This is a genomic window from Streptomyces sp. NBC_01264, assembly GCF_026340675.1.
Lineage (GTDB): Bacteria > Actinomycetota > Actinomycetes > Streptomycetales > Streptomycetaceae > Streptomyces.
On record NZ_JAPEOX010000005.1, the window covers coordinates 13,107 to 29,554 of the forward strand.

Annotated in this window: 13 protein-coding genes and 4 pseudogenes; 6 read left to right on the forward strand and 11 right to left on the reverse strand. The window is 65.2% G+C overall.

What is annotated here, in order from left to right:
* Window position 1 precedes the first annotated feature (1 nt).
* Window positions 2–115, reverse strand: a pseudogene (locus tag OG435_RS47045) (transposase); the annotation flags it as partial.
* Between the two features lie 327 nt (window positions 116–442).
* Complete coding sequence (locus OG435_RS47050; protein WP_266887782.1) at window positions 443–1,024, reverse strand: DUF4765 family protein; 582 nt, start codon at window positions 1,022–1,024, stop codon at window positions 443–445.
* A gap of 806 nt (window positions 1,025–1,830) precedes the next feature.
* Between OG435_RS47050 and OG435_RS47055 the strand changes: the two genes are divergently transcribed.
* Entirely contained in the window at window positions 1,831–2,538 is a 708-nt protein-coding gene (locus tag OG435_RS47055) for an IS6 family transposase (protein WP_266887992.1), read from the forward strand.
* 1,347 nt (window positions 2,539–3,885) lie between these two features.
* Here the strand turns inward: OG435_RS47055 and OG435_RS47060 are convergent.
* Together OG435_RS47060 and OG435_RS47065 are read right to left on the reverse strand one after the other, a co-directional pair.
* Window positions 3,886–4,149: pseudogene (locus OG435_RS47060) on the reverse strand (DDE-type integrase/transposase/recombinase); the annotation flags it as partial.
* Window positions 4,150–4,170: 21 nt separating this feature from the next.
* Window positions 4,171–5,472: pseudogene (locus OG435_RS47065) on the reverse strand (IS701 family transposase); the annotation flags it as partial.
* Window positions 5,473–5,753: 281 nt separating this feature from the next.
* Here OG435_RS47065 and OG435_RS47070 point away from each other — a divergent pair.
* Window positions 5,754–6,935 (forward strand): putative adhesin, encoded by a 1,182-nt coding sequence (locus OG435_RS47070; protein WP_266887786.1) that lies wholly within the window; start codon window positions 5,754–5,756, stop codon window positions 6,933–6,935.
* Between the two features lie 161 nt (window positions 6,936–7,096).
* Here the strand turns inward: OG435_RS47070 and OG435_RS47075 are convergent, their stop codons facing one another.
* On the reverse strand, window positions 7,097–8,473 hold the full coding sequence (locus OG435_RS47075; RefSeq protein WP_266887788.1) for an IS701 family transposase: 1,377 nt from the start codon (window positions 8,471–8,473) through the stop codon (window positions 7,097–7,099).
* A 277-nt stretch (window positions 8,474–8,750) separates the two neighbouring features.
* Between OG435_RS47075 and OG435_RS47080 the strand changes: the two genes are divergently transcribed.
* A complete protein-coding gene (locus tag OG435_RS47080; protein WP_266887790.1) occupies window positions 8,751–9,107 on the forward strand; it encodes a hypothetical protein in 357 nt (118 codons plus the stop codon).
* Window positions 9,108–9,552: 445 nt separating this feature from the next.
* Here OG435_RS47080 and OG435_RS47085 read toward each other — a convergent pair.
* The 6 genes and pseudogenes from OG435_RS47085 to OG435_RS47110 all read right to left on the reverse strand — a co-directional run.
* Window positions 9,553–10,029: pseudogene (locus tag OG435_RS47085) on the reverse strand (IS701 family transposase); the annotation flags it as partial.
* A 48-nt stretch (window positions 10,030–10,077) separates the two neighbouring features.
* Window positions 10,078–10,797, reverse strand: coding sequence for an IS6 family transposase (locus OG435_RS47090; RefSeq protein ID WP_266887770.1), 720 nt, complete (start codon window positions 10,795–10,797; stop codon window positions 10,078–10,080).
* Window positions 10,683–11,297 carry an MFS transporter gene (locus tag OG435_RS47095; RefSeq protein ID WP_266887794.1) on the reverse strand — a complete coding sequence of 205 codons (615 nt, stop codon included), beginning with the start codon at window positions 11,295–11,297 and terminating at the stop codon, window positions 10,683–10,685. Before OG435_RS47095 ends, OG435_RS47090 begins: the two co-directional genes overlap by 115 nt.
* Complete coding sequence (locus tag OG435_RS47100; protein WP_266887796.1) at window positions 11,294–11,731, reverse strand: hypothetical protein; 438 nt, start codon at window positions 11,729–11,731, stop codon at window positions 11,294–11,296. Before OG435_RS47100 ends, OG435_RS47095 begins: the two co-directional genes overlap by 4 nt.
* A gap of 8 nt (window positions 11,732–11,739) precedes the next feature.
* On the reverse strand, window positions 11,740–12,255 hold the full coding sequence (locus OG435_RS50270; protein WP_323188045.1) for a thioesterase domain-containing protein: 516 nt from the start codon (window positions 12,253–12,255) through the stop codon (window positions 11,740–11,742).
* A gap of 354 nt (window positions 12,256–12,609) precedes the next feature.
* Entirely contained in the window at window positions 12,610–12,951 is a 342-nt protein-coding gene (locus OG435_RS47110; protein WP_266887798.1) for a hypothetical protein, read from the reverse strand.
* 140 nt (window positions 12,952–13,091) lie between these two features.
* On the opposite strand from OG435_RS47110, the gene OG435_RS47115 reads away from it, so the two are divergent.
* The 3 genes from OG435_RS47115 to OG435_RS47125 all read left to right on the forward strand — a co-directional run bounded on the left by OG435_RS47115 (window position 13,092) and on the right by OG435_RS47125 (window position 16,440).
* A complete protein-coding gene (locus OG435_RS47115) occupies window positions 13,092–14,078 on the forward strand; it encodes a helix-turn-helix domain-containing protein (protein WP_266887800.1) in 987 nt (328 codons plus the stop codon).
* 35 nt (window positions 14,079–14,113) lie between these two features.
* The gene (dapF, locus tag OG435_RS47120; RefSeq protein ID WP_266887802.1) at window positions 14,114–15,022 is read left to right on the forward strand and encodes a diaminopimelate epimerase; all 909 of its coding nucleotides are present in this window, start codon (window positions 14,114–14,116) and stop codon (window positions 15,020–15,022) included.
* 161 nt (window positions 15,023–15,183) lie between these two features.
* Window positions 15,184–16,440: an IS256 family transposase gene (locus OG435_RS47125; protein WP_266874713.1), complete on the forward strand. Its 1,257-nt coding sequence runs from the start codon at window positions 15,184–15,186 to the stop codon at window positions 16,438–16,440.
* Window positions 16,441–16,448 lie beyond the last annotated feature (8 nt).

The following is a 16,448-nucleotide window of genomic DNA, read 5'->3' on the forward strand; positions in this document are numbered from 1 at the left end:
CCTCCGCCAGCGCCTTCCACAGGCCCATCGCTCCGTCGCCGACCACGAGCATCGGATCCCGCATGCCGCGCCGGCGGCAGTCCCGCAGCAGATCCGCCCAGGATTCGGTGGACTGGCACTGTCACGCTAACGTCGCATGGCATGCCCAGGTCAATAGATCTTGCGGCGAGCGACCTAGACTGCACAGCCGGACGGGAAATTCTCCCCGTCGGCAACCTCGAAAGCGATCGAATTTCCTGGCATGCTCACGCCATTTTCGACAACGTGACAGTGCCCTCCGAAGACCATCCCACCCCGCCACCGACAACGTGACAGCACCCGGCGCCGCCGACATGCCCCCCGCGGCCTGAGCAACCAGCCGCCGACGGCTTCTTCACGCCCCCAGACGATCACACCACCGACAACGTGACAACGCCCTGGCGGTTGCCGACAGCGTGACGGACTACAGCGCGCGCCGGCCCTCCCGTTCAGTAAGGATCTTGAAGGGTGCATCTGCGGCGCTAATCCAGCCCTGCTCGGCAGTGCTGCCCACAGCGAGGTATTTGCTGTCGATCTCGACGACCACGAAGTAGCTCTTCCGTCCCTCGTTTGACCAAGTGCTGAACCGGGTGGCGACTGCCGGATCGGTCGTGAATTCCATCACCGTGCCACCCATGTCGGCCTCGCCCACCTGGCTTCTCGCCTGCTCCGGGGTGGGCCGGGCCGCTCGGACGTTCGCCTTGCGATTCTTGGCTCTGGCGATCTGGTCGGCGTTCATTCCCCGGGCGACGATGACCTTGCGCGACTCCGCGTCGCTGACGGCCGCCAGAACCGTGGCGTACGAACTGAGGGCAGGGGGTGCGGATCGTGCGGGCTCCGAAGTCTTCTCATCACGGCTCTTTGATTCCTGCTGGCGCTGAGATGCCACCTTCCGGCGCGCTCCCGCCCTGCTCGCTGATCCCTTGACCTCTGGGCCGGTCTTCACGTCTGCAACGGTGCTGGGCTGCTGCTCGGAGGCCGCGTCCGCGACCGACACGGACGTCATCACTACAGGCTTCTTCCGTAGTGATCCCACCCGGCTGCGCTTATCGGCTTGAGTAGTCGACACGGGCGTGGGCGTGGCTATCGACTTCGGTTCCGCAGAGTCAACCGGCGTCTTCTTCCGCAGGTTCCGCGTATGCCCTGCATTCCTGCGCTCCTGTCCTTCGCTTGCCGTAGCGGTCCCCTTCGAGGGCGTCGAGGCGATCTTGGGGCGGGAAGGCGCAGGATTCTTGGAATCGGCTCCATGGCGAATCCGGGCAAGGGGGCGAGGCGCGGGAGCGCTGGCAGCGTACGTGAAAGGGCTAAGGGCGACGGTCCCGTTCAATGGCTCGAACTGCCAGAAGGTGCCGAGACGGACAAGGGACGAGCCGACGGGTAGTTCCAGTATCGGACCGGAATCCCCCTCTGTCGTTTTGAGAGGCTGGTTGCTCTCTTGCGAGATGAGCAAGCCTATGCTGGTGCAGACCTGGCCATCCTGATCGATGAACAGCGGTTGGGAATTCTCCCCCTCCCCATACGCAACGGGTGAGGAATCGTGCATCAGTGGCCCGTACGGTGCGGGTAGAACGATCGTGGTTTCCATGGTTCCTCGAATCTCTGCAGGACGTCGAGACCTCGAGCGAGAGGTCTCATGGGTTCCGAAGGCTATGGACCCGCCCTCACTAGCGTGAGTGCCTATGGATAGCCCATTGGGCAGAACAGCGAATCCGCTGCGCAATCGATTGTGCGGGCGTTGTCACGTTGTCGGGGCAGGGTGAGATGATCTTCGGGTTGTCCGTCCGGTGAGGGGTCTGATTCGTGTCGTCGAGCATGCCGTCGTACGCGAATCACCGGTACCCGGTGGAGATCATTTCGCACTGTGTGTGGCTGTACTTCCGCTTCCCACTCTCCTTCCGCGAGGTGGAGGAGATGATGCTCGAGCGCGGTGTGGTCGTCTCCTACGAGACCATTCGCCGGTGGTGTCTGAAGTTCGGTCAGACCTACGCCAACAGCCTGCGCCGGCGGCGCCCGAAGCCCGGCGACAAGTGGCACCTCGACGAGGTCTTCATCAAAATCGGCGGGGTCCGGAAGTACTTGTGGCGGGCCGTCGACCAGGACGGGAACGTCCTCGACATCCTCGTCCAGAACCGGCGGGACAAGGCTGCTGCCAGGCGTTTCTTCCGACGACTCCTCACCACCACCGGGCAGGTACCCCGCGTGGTCATCACCGACAAACTGAAGTCGTACGGGGCCGCGCACCGTGAGGTGATGCCCTCGGTCGAGCACCGTGCCCACAAGGGACTGAACAACCGAGCGGAGAACTCCCACCAGCCCACCCGGCAGCGGGAACGGGCGATGAAAGGCTTCCGCAGCCCAGGCTCGGCGCAGCGGTTCCTGTCCGCGTTCACCGGCATCTCACCCCATTTCCGGCCCCACCGGCACCTGATGACCGCCGACCGGTACCGCCTCGAAATGAGAGTGCGCTTCACGATCTGGAACCAGGTCACCGGCGCCGCCGGCGTGCTCGCCACGGCCTGAACAACAGGCCGGCCGATACCTCACCGGCCCTGACGGCCATCAAAACGATCATGCTGCCAACAATGTGACAACGCCCAGGCCGGCCGATACCTCACCGGCCCTGACGGCCATCAAAACGATCATGCTGCCAACAATGTGACAACGCCACCCAGGTAATCCGGATGGGGCGATTTAATGAATTTCCCGTGTGTTGTCCGGCCGAGTGGAGCGCGCCTGCTAGATCATCTCAGTCGGCGCTCGCCCTCCGCGGGCTTAGGACCGCATGCTCGAATCTAGAACGAGGATGATCATCATGACTTCGGACAAGACGTCGTCGACCTTGCGCTTCGGATCGGTGCCCAGGATCCGGCGACGGTTGGTGGTAGGGGCTGCAGGATCGTTGGCCCTGGTCGGTCTCAGCCTCATCAGCCCCACACTGGTCGTGGCAGACGGATCCGGTTGGGCTGATGCCACTGCCGCGTACGGCTTGGACCGTCATTCCTGCCGTGATGGTAAGGGTCGCGGCACGAACGGGCCCACAGCGCTGGGCGGCGGAGACCACGGGCACAAAGACAAGTGTCAGGGTCCGAAAGGGCCTCGGGGTCCGCGGGGCGCCACCGGTGCTACCGGGCCCACCGGCCCTGCTGGTGCTACCGGCCCCCAGGGCGCTACGGGCGCTACGGGTGCGTCTGGTGCGACCGGCGCCACGGGCGCTACCGGTGCTACCGGGCCCACCGGCCCTGCTGGTGCTACCGGCCCCCAGGGCGCTACGGGCGCTACGGGTGCGTCTGGTGCGACCGGCGCCACGGGCGCTACCGGCACCACTGGGGCGACTGGAGCGATGGGTCCCACCGGTGCGGCGGGACCAGCGTCAACGCAACAAGTCGTTGGCGCTTCCGTCAGGATTACTCCAGGAAACGATGGCGCAGCCACCGTTTCCTGCCCGGCAGGCAGCGTCGTCACAGGTGGGGGCTACTTCTCAAACCCGGCTAATGAAACCGTTCAATTCTGGGACAACGCCCCCTCCGGCAACGGTTGGGGCGTGCAAGCCCGGAACAACGGCACCTCGGACGTGTTTGTCGCAGCAACGGCTTTGTGTGCGCCCTAACTGGACTTCCCCCACGTAGTCCAGGCGGCGAAGATCCTGCGGCATCGCACCGACGCCAAGACCAGCAAGGTCACCCGACAGACCATCCACGCCATCACCGACATGACCGCGGGTGAGGCATCGCCGCAGCTCATCGGACGTCTCGCCAGGTCACAGTGGTGCATCGAGGCCGTCCACCACGTCAGAGGGCGTTGTCACGTTGTCGGCGGCGTGATCGTTTGATGGTGCGTCAGGGCGAGCCGGGGCCTGGGGGCCGTGGTTCAGACCGTCGCGGGCAGGCCGGCGACGCCGGTGATCTGGTCCCAGATCGCGAAGCGGACGGTCATCTCGAAGCGGTGGCGGCCGGCGGTCATCAGGTGCCGGTGGGGCCGGAAGTGGGGTGAGATCCCGGTGAACGCGGACAGGAACCGCTGCGCTCCGCCCGGGCTGCGGAAGCCTTTCATCGCGCGTTCGCGCTGCCGGGTGGGCTGGTGGGAGTTCTCCGCCCGATTGTTTAAACCCTTATGGGAGCGGTGCTCCACCGACACGGCAGCTGTAGTTCTGGTTCACAGCTGATCGTGACGGTGGTGTCGTTGCTGGTGGCAGGCGGTCGCGACGGCTTGGTGGTGGCGGCGCCAGGCGATCCAGTGCAGGACGTGGTCACGGTCACGGGCTGGTGGGGGCAGCACGAGGGCCCGCAGGAGACGGATGAGTTCGGGGCAGGCCAGCGGGGCGAGTCCGGGCTGTGGCCCGGAGTCTTCATGGACGGCTGCGGTGGTGAGGGCGAGGACCGCGGCGGCGATCAGGGAGAACAGTGACCAGCGCATCCAGGAGTTCCAGCAGGTCACCTGGCCCTGGTCGAGTCCGGTGAAGCTCTTGCCGAGCTGAAAGGCTTCCTCGATGCGCCACCTGCGGCAGATCATTTCCACGAGCGTGGCCAGCGAGACGTCGCCGGGCGCCCAGCAGCGGAAGAAGGACACCTCGCCGGTGTAGCGGTGTCGCCGCGCGACCAGCACACTCGTCCCGGTCCCGGTCCCGGCCTCGTTCTCGTTCTCGTTCTCGTTCTCGTTCTCGTTCTCGTCGGGAGTGTCGTCGGGGCGGACGTCGAGCCAGGCCCAGTCGTACTCGCGGGTGCCCTTGGTGCCATGCCCGGTCTGCCGGCGCATCCACTGCCCGGGCCGTACCCTGTTGATCAGTTTGCGGGCCTGGCCACGGTGGCCGGCCCCGTCGGTGACCTGGTACGAAGCCGGGATGCCGACCGCGTAGCCGAGTCCCAGTGCGCGTATGCCCCGGCGCAGTTCGCGTCCGCAGTACACCTCGTCGCCCGCGAACCAGCGCCCTGCGATCCCGCTGGCGAGCGCGTCGGTGACCATGGCCAGTGCCTGCTGTGGCTTCGTCGCGAAGACGACCTGCTCCGGCACCCCGGCCATCTGGCGGCGTTCCTCGTCCGCGGCCCAGTCCGCCGGCAGGTACAGGACCCGGTCAAGGATCACCTTCATGGTCGAGGTGACCGCCGCCAAGTGCACCGCCACCTGGCACAGACCCACACCACCGATCACCCCCGAGTACTGCCTGCCGGCCCCCACGCAGTGCGTGGACGACTTCGCATCGCCCGTCTCGTCCACCACCAGCACCACTTCCTGCCCGGCGAGTTCACCGGCAATCTCCCTGCGGGCCAGGTCATGGTCGAACCGGGCCCGGGACAGCAGATGCTGCAACCGGTGCGGCCCTGGATGCCCCAGCGCCTGCCCGAGAGTCCAGCAGTTCCGCGTGACCAGCTCCGCCGCCGTCGCCCGTGCCTCACGCCGCACGAAACAGCCCGCGACCGCCCTCATCGCCTTTCCGAAGGCCTCGCCCCACGCCTGCTCAAACGGTCATGATCGCGGTGGCCGTCCTCATCTCCACACCCACCCCGGAAAGCCCCTGAACTGCGAAAACGACGGAACTACAGCTGCCGTGTCTTAGGCGCCAGAATCCTCAACAGCGAAAACAACGGGAACTACAGATGTCGTGACCGGAGGGGCAGGCCTGGTGCTGAGAACTGGCGCCATGGTCGTCCCCAAGGGGAAAGTCATGATGATATCTGATCATTAGCATATGCTCTGAAACAAATTTTTCAGTGACGGCAGAGGCGCAGGGAGCTTGACGTATGAAGGCCATCTATCTATCAGCCCACGGAAATTCCGGGCAGGATGATACCTTCATCCCGATCGGCAAGACGGTCACCTTCTACTGCAAGGATGGCGACGGGATCAGCCAGACCCTCACTGCCGCAGTGGTTTCCCTGGAGCAGGGCTTCCAGAGCTACACTCTGCAGGGCGGTGCAACCGTCAATAATTACACGATTGGTCCCCTCAATTCTAGCGAGGCAGCCAATGAGGTGCGCTTCCTGAGTTCAAAGCTGCAGGGCGACTTCTCCCAGTCCCCGGACAGTACGCTCTTGTGCGACAGCTTCGACTGCACCATCGAGACGGGCCATACGTGCACCGGTGTTCTGGGGAAGGCCACCGCGGAATACGACACCGTCCACTTGCTTATCTGCCGGGGTGAGGGCGAGCTAGAGTACTACGATCTCGCCGGAATGGACGAGCTGTGCGCCACCTTCCTCGGGATCAAGGACGAGGCGGACCGCCGGGCAGCCTGGATGGGATACACCGACCGACAGCGGTCCCAGCTGATCCTTCTCGGCAACATCTCCGCCTGGTATGAGACACTGTGCGCCAGTCTGTGGGCCAGTGAGCGTGAGGGCTCGCCGTTCGGGCTCGCCCGCTACATGGCGGCCGCGGAAGGCTACGTCCACGACAACCTCGCGAAGTACGCCGACCCGAGTTCGACGTTGGGGGCGGAGATCCTCGCCCCCGTTCAGAATCATGTCGAATATTTTCTGGAATCGGTCAAGCGGCAGAGAAAGGTACACGCAGAGCTTATCGCGAAGATCGCCTATTTCCAGTCCGGTGACGAGGGTACGGCGAACGACCCGACCAAGGAGTGGGAGGGTCTTTCGGCGTCAGCAAGGGAGGACTTTCTGGTGTTGGCGCAGACTCGAAAAATGAGCTCCGACGCATTCAACAGGGTATTCAAATTTGCCGGGAAGGAGTCGTTCCAGGAATGGCGGGCGACACTTCCGGTGGCAGAGTGGTGGCTCGACTCCGATGTGGCACTCGTCAAAGACCGGGCGTTCCGCATTACGAGGATTCCAAACGAATCCCCTCAGTGGCCGGCCTGCCTCAACGAGGAGTGGTGCTGGATCAGATCCGGCAAGGAACTCGAGCTTGTGAAGCTGAACACTGAATCGACCGCACGATGGCTCCATGAGCAGCAGCAGGCCTGAAGCAGGGCTGATTCATATTCCTGGCTGCTTGGAGAATCAGCAGGTCACAGGCATGTGACGGGCACTGTCACCTTGTTCGGCGGTCTGGGATGATCTTGGGGTTGTGGGTGTCCGGGAGGGGTGGGGTTCGTGTCGTCTGTCACGGCAGCTGTAGTTCTGGTTCAGGGCTGATCGTGGCGGTGGTGTCGTTGCTGGTGGCGGGTGGTCGCGACGGCTTGGTGGTGGCGCCGCCAGGCGATCCAGTGCAGGACGTGGTCACGGTCGCGGGCTGGTGGGGGTAGCACAAGGGCCCGGAGGAGACGGATGAGCTCGGGGCAGGTCAGCGGGACGAGTCCGGGCGGCGGCTCGGAGTCTTCGTGGACGGCTGCGGTGGTGAGGGCGAGGACGGCGGCGGCGATCAGGGAGAACAGTGACCAGCGCATCCAGGAGTTCCAGCAGGTCACCTGGCCCTGGTCGAGTCCGGTGAAGCCCTTGCCGAGCTGGAAGGCTTCCTCGATGCGCCACCTGCGGCAGATCACTTCCACCAGCGTGGCCAGCGAAACGTCGCCGGGCGCCCAGCAGCGGAAGAAGGACACCTCACCGGTGTAGCGGTGCCGCCGCGCGACCAACACACTCGTCCCGGCCCCGGCCCCGGCCCCGGCCCCGTTCTCGTTCTCGTTCTCGTTCTGGTCGGGAGTGTCGTCGGGGCGGACGTCGAGCCAGGCCCAGTCGTACTCCCGGGTGCCCTTGGTGCCATGCCCGGTCTGCCGGCGCATCCACTGCCCGGGCCGCACCCTGTTGACCAGTTTGCGGGCCTCCCGCCGGTGGCCGGCCCCGTCGGTGACCTGGTACGAAGCCGGGATACCGACCACGTAGCCGAGATCCAGCGCGCGTATGCCCCGGCGCAGTTCGCGTCCGCAGTACACCTCGTCGCCCGCGAACCAGCGGGCCTCGATCCCCGTGGCGAGTGCGTCGGTGACCATGGCCAGTGCCTGCTGCGGTTTCGTCGCGAAGGTGACGTGCTCCGGCACCCCGGCCATCTGGCGGCGTTCCTCGTCCGCGGCCCAGTCCGCCGGGAGGTACAGGGCCCGGTCAAGGATCATCTTCGTGGTCGAGGTGACCGCCGCCAGGTGGACCGCCACCTGGCACAGACCCACACCGCCGATCGCCCCCGAGTACTGCCTGCCGGCCCCCACGCAGTCCGTGGACGACTTCGCATCGCCCGTCTCGTCCACCACCAGCACCACTTCCTGCCCGGCGAGTTCACCGGCAAGCAGACCGGCGATCTCCCTGCGGGCCAGATCGTGATCGAACCGGGCCCGGGACAGCAGATGCTGCAACCGGTGCGGCCCCGGATGTCCCAACGCCTGCCCGAGAGTCCAGCAGTTCCGCGTGTCCACCTCGAGCAACAGCCCCGTGACCAGCTCCGCCGCCGTCGCCCGTGCCTCACGCCGCACGAAACAGCCCGCGACCACACTCATCGCCCTTCCGAAGGCCTCGCCCCACGCCTTCTCGGCTACCGTGGCCTCCACGGCCACCGCGTCTCGATACGTCGTCACAAACGTTCATGATCACGGTAGCCATACCCATGCCTGCACCCACCCCAGCAAGTCCCTGAACAGCGACAACGACGGAACTACAGCTGCCGTGTCAGTACTGGCGCAGAAGTCTTTCGGAGTGCCCAAAAGGCTGCCCATTTTGCCCTTAATGGATAGCCAGTAGCGGCGAACATAGGGTGCACGGACGGTGCCCGGTTTGACATAGTGAAACGCGACCGCTTCATATATTTATGCCGGGCATAAAATCACCAGGAGGAAACAGATGGAAAATTCGCTAATGTCTGCAATCGGTACCTGCTATGCGCAACTTAGCAAAGTTACGACCTTGAGGGACACGGAACGCGCCAAGGCGATATTGCAAGAATTCGTCAATCGTCCTGACAAGAATTATGACACCCTGAAAGAAATGGTCCAGGCTCTCCATCTCGTACGCAATAGCGTCGTTGAAGTGCAGTCGCAGAGGTCTAGCCTTCTACGTATGCTGATGGAGAATGATCAGAAGATGGGGTATGAGCCTGGGCATCAGTTCAGCTTCTCAAATCAAGTGAGGGGGGAGAATGAGGTCTTCGGGTTTTTCCTTGAGAGCCTAGATGAACTCCTCCAGGAGCTGAGCGTGCATACGACTCAGAGCTGATTCAATGAGCTTGTTCAGCGGTGGGTTTCCAGGGCGAGGATCGCTTTGGTGATTGACGTGAGTCGAGTCCGTAAAGTTAACGGCACTGTCTCACATTCGGTGGTAACGCTGAGTGTCGCTATCCGAGGAGGATGCGGTGGCGGAGCAGGGTGAAGCCTGCTCGTCCGTGCATCTGACGGGCCATCCTCTTGGTCTTGAAGTCAGGGCTGATTCATAGTCGTGTTGATCATGCTGCGGTGCAGGTCAGGCGAGTCCGAGGAGGTCGAGGGGGCGGGTGAAGGGTGTGTAGGGGTGCTGTCACGTTGTCGGTGGTGGGGGTGGGATGATCTTCGGAGTGTCCGTCTGGGGAGGGGGGCCGCTCGTGTCGTCCGAGGTGCCGTCGTACGTGAACCACCGCTACCCGGTCGAGGTCATCGCGCACTGCCACGGCAGCTGTAGTTCTGGTTCAGGGCTGATCGTGGCGGTGGTGTCGTTGCTGGTGGCGGGTGGTCGCGACGGCTTGGTGGTGGCGCCGCCAGGCGATCCAGTGCAGGACGTGGTCACGGTCGCGGGCTGGTGGGGGTAGCACAAGGGCCCGGAGGAGACGGATGAGCTCGGGGCAGGTCAGCGGGACGAGTCCGGGCGGCGGCTCGGAGTCTTCGTGGACGGCTGCGGTGGTGAGGGCGAGGACGGCGGCGGCGATCAGGGAGAACAGTGACCAGCGCATCCAGGAGTTCCAGCAGGTCACCTGGCCCTGGTCGAGTCCGGTGAAGCCCTTGCCGAGCTGGAAGGCTTCCTCGATGCGCCACCTGCGGCAGATCACTTCCACCAGCGTGGCCAGCGAAACGTCGCCGGGCGCCCAGCAGCGGAAGAAGGACACCTCACCGGTGTAGCGGTGCCGCCGCGCGACCAACACACTCGTCCCGGCACTGTCACGTTGTCGGGGGTGTGATTGTTTGAGAGCAGGGAGAGGCCGCGGGCGGTCTGCTGCTCAGACGGTGGCGGGTACGCCGGCGGCGCCGGTGATCTGGTCCCAGATCGTGAAGCGGACCCTCATTTCGAAGCGGTAGCGGCCGGCGCTCATGAGGTGCCGGTGAGGTCGGAAGTGGGGTGAGATCCCAGCGAACGCGAACAAGAAGCGCTGCGCTCCGCCCGGGCTGCGGAACCCTTTCATCGCCCGTTCGCGTTGCCTCGTGGGCTGGTGGGAGTTCTCCGCCCGGTTGTTCAACCCCTTGTGAGCACGGTGCTCCACCGACGGCATCACCTCACGATGCGCCGCCCCGTACGAGGCCAGCTTGTCGGTGACGATCACCCGGGGCACCCGCCCGGTAGAGGTGAGGAGCCGACGGAAGAAACGCCTGGCCGCAGCCTTGTCACGTCGATTCTGGACCAGGATGTCCAGGACGTTGCCGGCGGCGTCCACGGCCCGCCACAAGTACTTCTGCACCCCGCCGATCTTGATGAAGACCTCGTCCAGGTGCCATTTATCGCCGGGCTGCGGACGCCTGCGGCGCAAGGCATTGGCATAGGTCTGGCCGAACTTCAGGCACCAGCGGCGGATGGTCTCGTAGGACACGATCACGCCCCGCTCGAGCATCAGCTCCTCGACTTCGCGGAAGCTGAGGGGGAAGCGGAAGTACAGCCATACACAGTGCGAAATGATCTCGGCCGGGTAGCGGTGATTCTTGTACGACGGCACCACAGACGACACGGTCGAGCCCCTCCCCGGACAGGCAACCCGAAGATCATCCCAGATCGCTCCGACAACGTGACAGGGCCGTAGAACGCGCTGATGGTTCCCAGCAGGACAGCCGCCGCCATCAGGACCGGCAGAGACAGCAGACCGGCTGCGGACAGTACGGCCAGTAGCCCGATCCCCAGGGCCGCCGCACTGTCAGAGAGGATGATCACCATGCGCCGGGACAACCTGTCCGCAACCGTTCCGCCGATCAGGGCGAAGACGACCTGGGGCAGGACGTTGAGAGCGAGCACGAGACCCATGGCCGCCGCCGACCCGGTCAGCTGGTAGACGGTCCAGCCCAGGGCTACCTGGTACGCCCCGTTGCCGACCTTCGATACGGTCTGGCCCAGCCAGAACACGACGAAGTTCCTCTGCGCGAACAGAGACCTCGACTGGGCCTTACTGCTCTCAGGCGGTGCGATCGTCAGGGTGGCGCCCGCCGTGTCGTCGGCTACCTGCTGCTCGCTCATTGGGCGAACTGCGCGAAAGCCTTGCGCATGGCATCGACGAACCCCGGACTGCGCATGATCTGTCCGCTGCTGACCGCACGAACGGACGAGACGGTGCTCAAGGGCGCGATGTCGTCCCAGCGGACTTCCGGGTCCGCGGCCGATTCCTCGGCGACGAACACGTTGACCGGGACGTCCAGGGGCCCAAGCCGGCAGCGGAGGAAGGCGTACGTGGAAGCCGCCCAGACCAGCTGCCGCCAGAAGAAGTCCGCGGTCGGCATCTCATCGTCGATCCACCGCAGCTCCCGCATCCGGCTCATCACAAGATCGAGGTCGCTCTCCAGATCGTGGGAACCGAACTGCCGTCTCAAGGAGGCCAGCCGCAGCTCGTACACATCCTCCAACTCGAGGTGGGGCTCGGCGGCCAGCTCTCCTCGTGCGGCGTTGACGAGCATGACCGGACCTACCTGCCGCCGGCCGCCCTGAGCCGGGTCGCTATCTCGTACGCGATCTGCGAGCCACCGCACAGCCCACCGATGAGGTACGGCCCGGAAGGCTGGACACGCCGGATCTGCCGCAGATACCGCTCAGCGATGTCAGAGACCGCGAGCAGCGGCTCCTCCTTGCTCCACAGACCGGTTGTCTCGAAGCCGTAGACGGGGTGGCCGTGATTGAAGGCATCGACGAACTCGCGTACGAATTTCACATTTCCCGATCCCCAAGGGATCAGAAACAGCGGAGTCCCCGCGCCCGAGGCGAGCTCGACCATCTGCCGGGGCTCGGACGCCTGGCCGCGGATCCGCGCCTCCCACAGGGAAGGGAAATCCGCGGCAACGGGAAGGTGGCTGACTGCGGGAACGTGCGTTGTGGACATCAGGTGGTGTGTCCTTACTCGTGAGGTGCCAGCGGGAGCAGTAACTGGTTCACGCGCGATCGGTCGCCGGCGCGCCGTGGTGCAAGGGCGGCCTGAGCTCGACATCGCACCCTGCCCTCTTCGGCCGGCGAGACGGCGGGTGCTGACCTCAGCCGCCCCAGGTCACGTCGAGGAGCGAGACCGGAACGTCCTGCTGTGTGGCATGAACCGGCTCCCGATATGCCGGAGAGAGGTTCTGGGTCACCGGAACAATTACGCCAAGCGTCAGAATTCCTGCGATTGCGGAAAGCGAGAAGCGGAGAGCAGTCACTTATTTTCTTCGTCCTTCAATGAGGAAGGGTGGGGTCGGTGTAATTGTCCGGAGCTTCCGGGCGGGAATCACTGAATCCGGTTAGGGGATCTTGGGCACGTCTCCACAATGGCTCGCGGTCTTACGGCGCGGAAGAGATGACGTCTGTCCTAATCGTGACGTGGCATATCCAGTCCACCCGGGTTCTCGGTGACCTGCCGGCTGTAGTAGCCCGGAACCATCCGCACCCCGCATCGCCCCACCGTGAACCCGGCCAGCTCAGGTACAGACTCAACTGCCCTGGTGACCAACAGAGTCGCCAGCCGCTCGGCGTCCTCCACCGTGGCGGCCAGGATGAACAACCCCACCAGCAGGCCCGCGGCCTCGTCCTCATGGACGACGACGTGTTCAAGTCCCTCGTCGGCATCAGCGGCGTCGGCAATCAAGCGATCGGCGTGCACCGGCAGAGCTGCACCGGCCCCGCAGCAGAGTTCAGCGTGAACGAGATACATGCCCAGAGGATCGAGGTGCACCTTTTCGCCCCACAAGCGAACACCGCAGACTAAATATGCCATTGCATAAATAGGACCCGGGCAACAAGACTCATCAGCCGTAGCCTCAGCCTCGAAGCTCCCCGGAAGAAGGAGAGATAGTGCTGGAGACCCTGGGTCTCGATCTGTTGGCGGAACAGGTCTACCGGATGATGCTGGCCCACCCCGCCGACGGAGTTGCCCAACTCGCAGCCCGCCTGGACACGTCCCGGGAAGCAGTCCGTGCCAGCCTCACCAAGCTCAGCGCACTGGCCATCATCCAGCCCTCACAGGAGGAGAAGAACGGCTTTCGGGTGCTGGACCCTGAGGCCGCAATGGAGGTGCTGCTGGCCCGCCAGCACGCCGAACTGGCCGCCCAGCAGTTACGCGTAGAGGCCTCCCGCGCAGCCGCAGCCCAACTCATCGCGGAATGCTCCGGGGCCCTGCCGCGCGCTACCGACGACGAACACATCATCGGACCAGACGCCATCCGAGACCGCCTCGCCCAGCTCGCCCGGGAGACCGCCACCGAGATTATGACCCTCGCTCCGGGCGGCGCCCATCTCACCGCCGACCTGGAAGCCAGCCGCGATCCCAACGCGGAGCTGCTCCGGCGCGGCGTGCGAAGCCGGACCATCTACCTCGACAGCGTCCGCAACGACAAGCCGACGCTGGAGCACGTCAACTGGCTCAACCAGCACGGTGCCGCCGTCCGCACCAGGATCTCCCTCCCCCTGCGAAGGATCATCTTTGACCGGCGCCAGGCAGTCCTACCCACCCGCACCGCAGATGCTCGTGCCGGAGCCGTCCTCGTCAGCGGGGAGGGCACCATCACCGCGCTCTGCGCGCTCTTCGACGCGACCTGGGAGACGGCGACACCCCTCGGGGCCAGCCCCGTCCCCAGCTCACCCGGGATGACCCCTCAACAGACCGAGATGCTCAGACTTCTGGCCACCGGAGTAACCGACGAGACCATCGCCAAGAAGTTCGGCATCTCCCCACGGACAGCCCGGCGAATCGCATCAGACCTCATGGACATCCTCGATGCCCGAAGCCGCTTCCAAGCAGGAGTCCACGCCGTCCAGCGCGGCTGGCTCCCCACCCCCTAGCCGGCTCGCGGCACACAACACCCTCGGAGCTGACCATGACAGACGTGAAAATACGCTTCGCCAAAGGGCACGGCGCCGGGAACGACTTCATCGTCGTGCCCGACCCCGACGGCCACCTGCACCTGACCGCCGACGACGTGAAGGCACTGTGCCACCGACGGACGGGGATCGGCGCCGACGGCCTCCTTCGCGCCGTGCGCTCCACTGCCGAACCCGAAGCCGAGAGCATGTCCGCCCAGGCCGATTGGTTCATGGACTACCGCAACGCCGACGGCACCAACGGCTCCATGTGCGGCAACGGGATCAGAGTCTTCGCCCGCTACCTGGCCGACGCGGAATTCTGCCGACCGGGCCTGGTCAGCATCGTCACCCGGGCCGGCATACGACAGGTTCGCATCCCTCCGGCCGACGCAACTGACGATGCGATCACCGTCGACATGGGACGGCCCCGCCTTCCGGGCCCGGAAAATATCAAGGTCACCGTCGAACCCCGGCACTGGTCCGCCCTGAACGTCGACATGGGCAACCCTCACGCCGTGGCGTTCATCGACGACCTCGCTCACGCTGGCGAACTCACCGTCCCACCCACTGTCACCCCAGCCGCGGCTTACCCCGACGGTGTCACCGTCGAGTTCGTGACCATCAGGGGCCCTCGAAGACTTTCGGTGCGCGTACACGAACGGGGCGTCGGCGAGACCTCCGCCTGCGGTACGGGGGCATCCGCAGCCGTGGCGGCGCTTCGCCAACGCGAGAAGCACACTGGCATGGGTCACTACACAGTCGATTTCCCGGGTGGATGCCTCCGGATCACAGTCGATGCCGACGAGACCTTCCAGCTCACCGGGCCAGCGGTGATCGTTCTCGAAGGAGCCTTCGCACTGCCGAACGGGCGGACTGGCCCGCTGGCAGTTCTGGCGGCCACGCAGTCCCTCGGCTCGCAGTAGCGTCAGAGGTATGTCCGATGAGACGAGGAGCAATGCTCGGAACCTGTGGATCGGCCTGGGGCGGGGTGCCTCGTGGGATGCGGAGGGCGTACCTTCCCGGGTGATCGACTCATGGTCACCGAATGGGCCCGCGTTCGAGCGCGGGTCGGGAAGGCACGCCCGTGCTCAGCGTAGTCAACGAAGACGGCACCACCGAGTCTGGTATCTCTCTGATCGACGAGATCGTCCGGGAGGGCGCCCGGCGGATGCTCGCGGCAGCCCTGGAGGCCGAGGTCGAGCAGTACATAGCCGAGCTCGCTGGCCAGCACGACGAGCGGGGCCGGAGGCTGGTGGTCCGCAACGGCCGTCACCGGCCCCGGTCGGTGACCACGGCCGCGGGACCGGTCGAGGTGGCCGCGCCGCGTGTGAACGACAAACGAGTCGACGCTGGGACCGGCGAGCGGGAACGGTTCTCCTCGAAGATCCTCGCGCCGTGGTGCCGGAAGTCCCCGAAGGTCAGCGAGGTCCTGCCCCTGCTCTACCTCCACGGCCTGTCCTCGGGTGACTTCGTGCCCGCACTCGAGCAGTTCCTCGGCGGCACGGCCGGCCTGTCACCGGCGACGGTGACCCGGCTGACGAAGCAGTGGACAGCAGATCATGCCGTCTTCCAGCGCCGTGACCTGGCGGAAACCGATTACGTCTATGTGTGGGCCGACGGCATCCACCCCAAGATCCGTCTGTCCCAGACCCATTCGTGCCTGCTGGTCTTGATGGGCGTCCGCGTCGACGGCACCAAGGAGCTGATCGCGATCGCCGAGGGGCTGAGGGAGTCCACCGAGTCCTGGGCGGATCTGCTGCGGGACTGCCGCCGGCGCGGCATGCGCGACCCGGTCCTGGTCACCGGCGACGGGGCAATGGGGCTGTGGCGGGCCCTGGCGGAGGTGTTCCCCGCCGCCCGCCATCAGAGGTGCTGGGTTCACAAAACCCGCAATGTCATGAACGCGCTGCCGAAATCCGCGCAGCCCGGCGCGAGGAAAGCCCTCCAGGAAATCTACAACGCCGAGGACCGCACCCACGCCCAGAAGGCGGTCACCGCGTTCGAGAAGACGTACGGGGCGAAGTGGCCGAAGGCGGTGAAGAAGATCACCGGCGAGGTCGACGAGCTGCTGGCGTTCTACGACTTCCCCGCCGAGCACTGGATCCACCTGCGGACCACGAACCCCATCGAATCAACGTTCTCCACAGTCAAGCTCCGGACCAAGGTCACCCGCGGCGCCGGCAGCCCCACCGCCGCCCTCGCCATGGTCTTCAAGCTCGTGGAATCCGCCCAGGCCCGCTGGCGCGCGGTCACCGCACCCCACCTCGTCGCCCTCGTCCGAGCCGGCAACCGCTTCGAGAACGGTCACCTCGTCGATCAGGACGAGACCCTCGCGGCATGAACCACCTC

Excerpts from the sequence above, each read along its gene's own strand:
- OG435_RS47050 (WP_266887782.1), bottom strand. The coding sequence starts at position 1,024 with ATGACGTCCGTGTCGGTCGCGGACGCGGCCTCCGAGCAGCAGCCCAGC.
- OG435_RS47055 (WP_266887992.1), top strand. The coding sequence starts at position 1,831 with ATGCCGTCGTACGCGAATCACCGGTACCCGGTGGAGATCATTTCGCAC.
- OG435_RS47070 (WP_266887786.1), top strand. The coding sequence starts at position 5,754 with ATGAAGGCCATCTATCTATCAGCCCACGGAAATTCCGGGCAGGATGAT.
- OG435_RS47080 (WP_266887790.1), top strand. The coding sequence starts at position 8,751 with ATGTCTGCAATCGGTACCTGCTATGCGCAACTTAGCAAAGTTACGACC.
- OG435_RS47095 (WP_266887794.1), bottom strand. The coding sequence starts at position 11,297 with ATGAGCGAGCAGCAGGTAGCCGACGACACGGCGGGCGCCACCCTGACG.
- OG435_RS47100 (WP_266887796.1), bottom strand. The coding sequence starts at position 11,731 with ATGCTCGTCAACGCCGCACGAGGAGAGCTGGCCGCCGAGCCCCACCTC.
- OG435_RS50270 (WP_323188045.1), bottom strand. The coding sequence starts at position 12,255 with ATGTCGAGCTCAGGCCGCCCTTGCACCACGGCGCGCCGGCGACCGATC.
- OG435_RS47110 (WP_266887798.1), bottom strand. The coding sequence starts at position 12,951 with ATGTATCTCGTTCACGCTGAACTCTGCTGCGGGGCCGGTGCAGCTCTG.
- dapF (WP_266887802.1), top strand. The coding sequence starts at position 14,114 with ATGACAGACGTGAAAATACGCTTCGCCAAAGGGCACGGCGCCGGGAAC.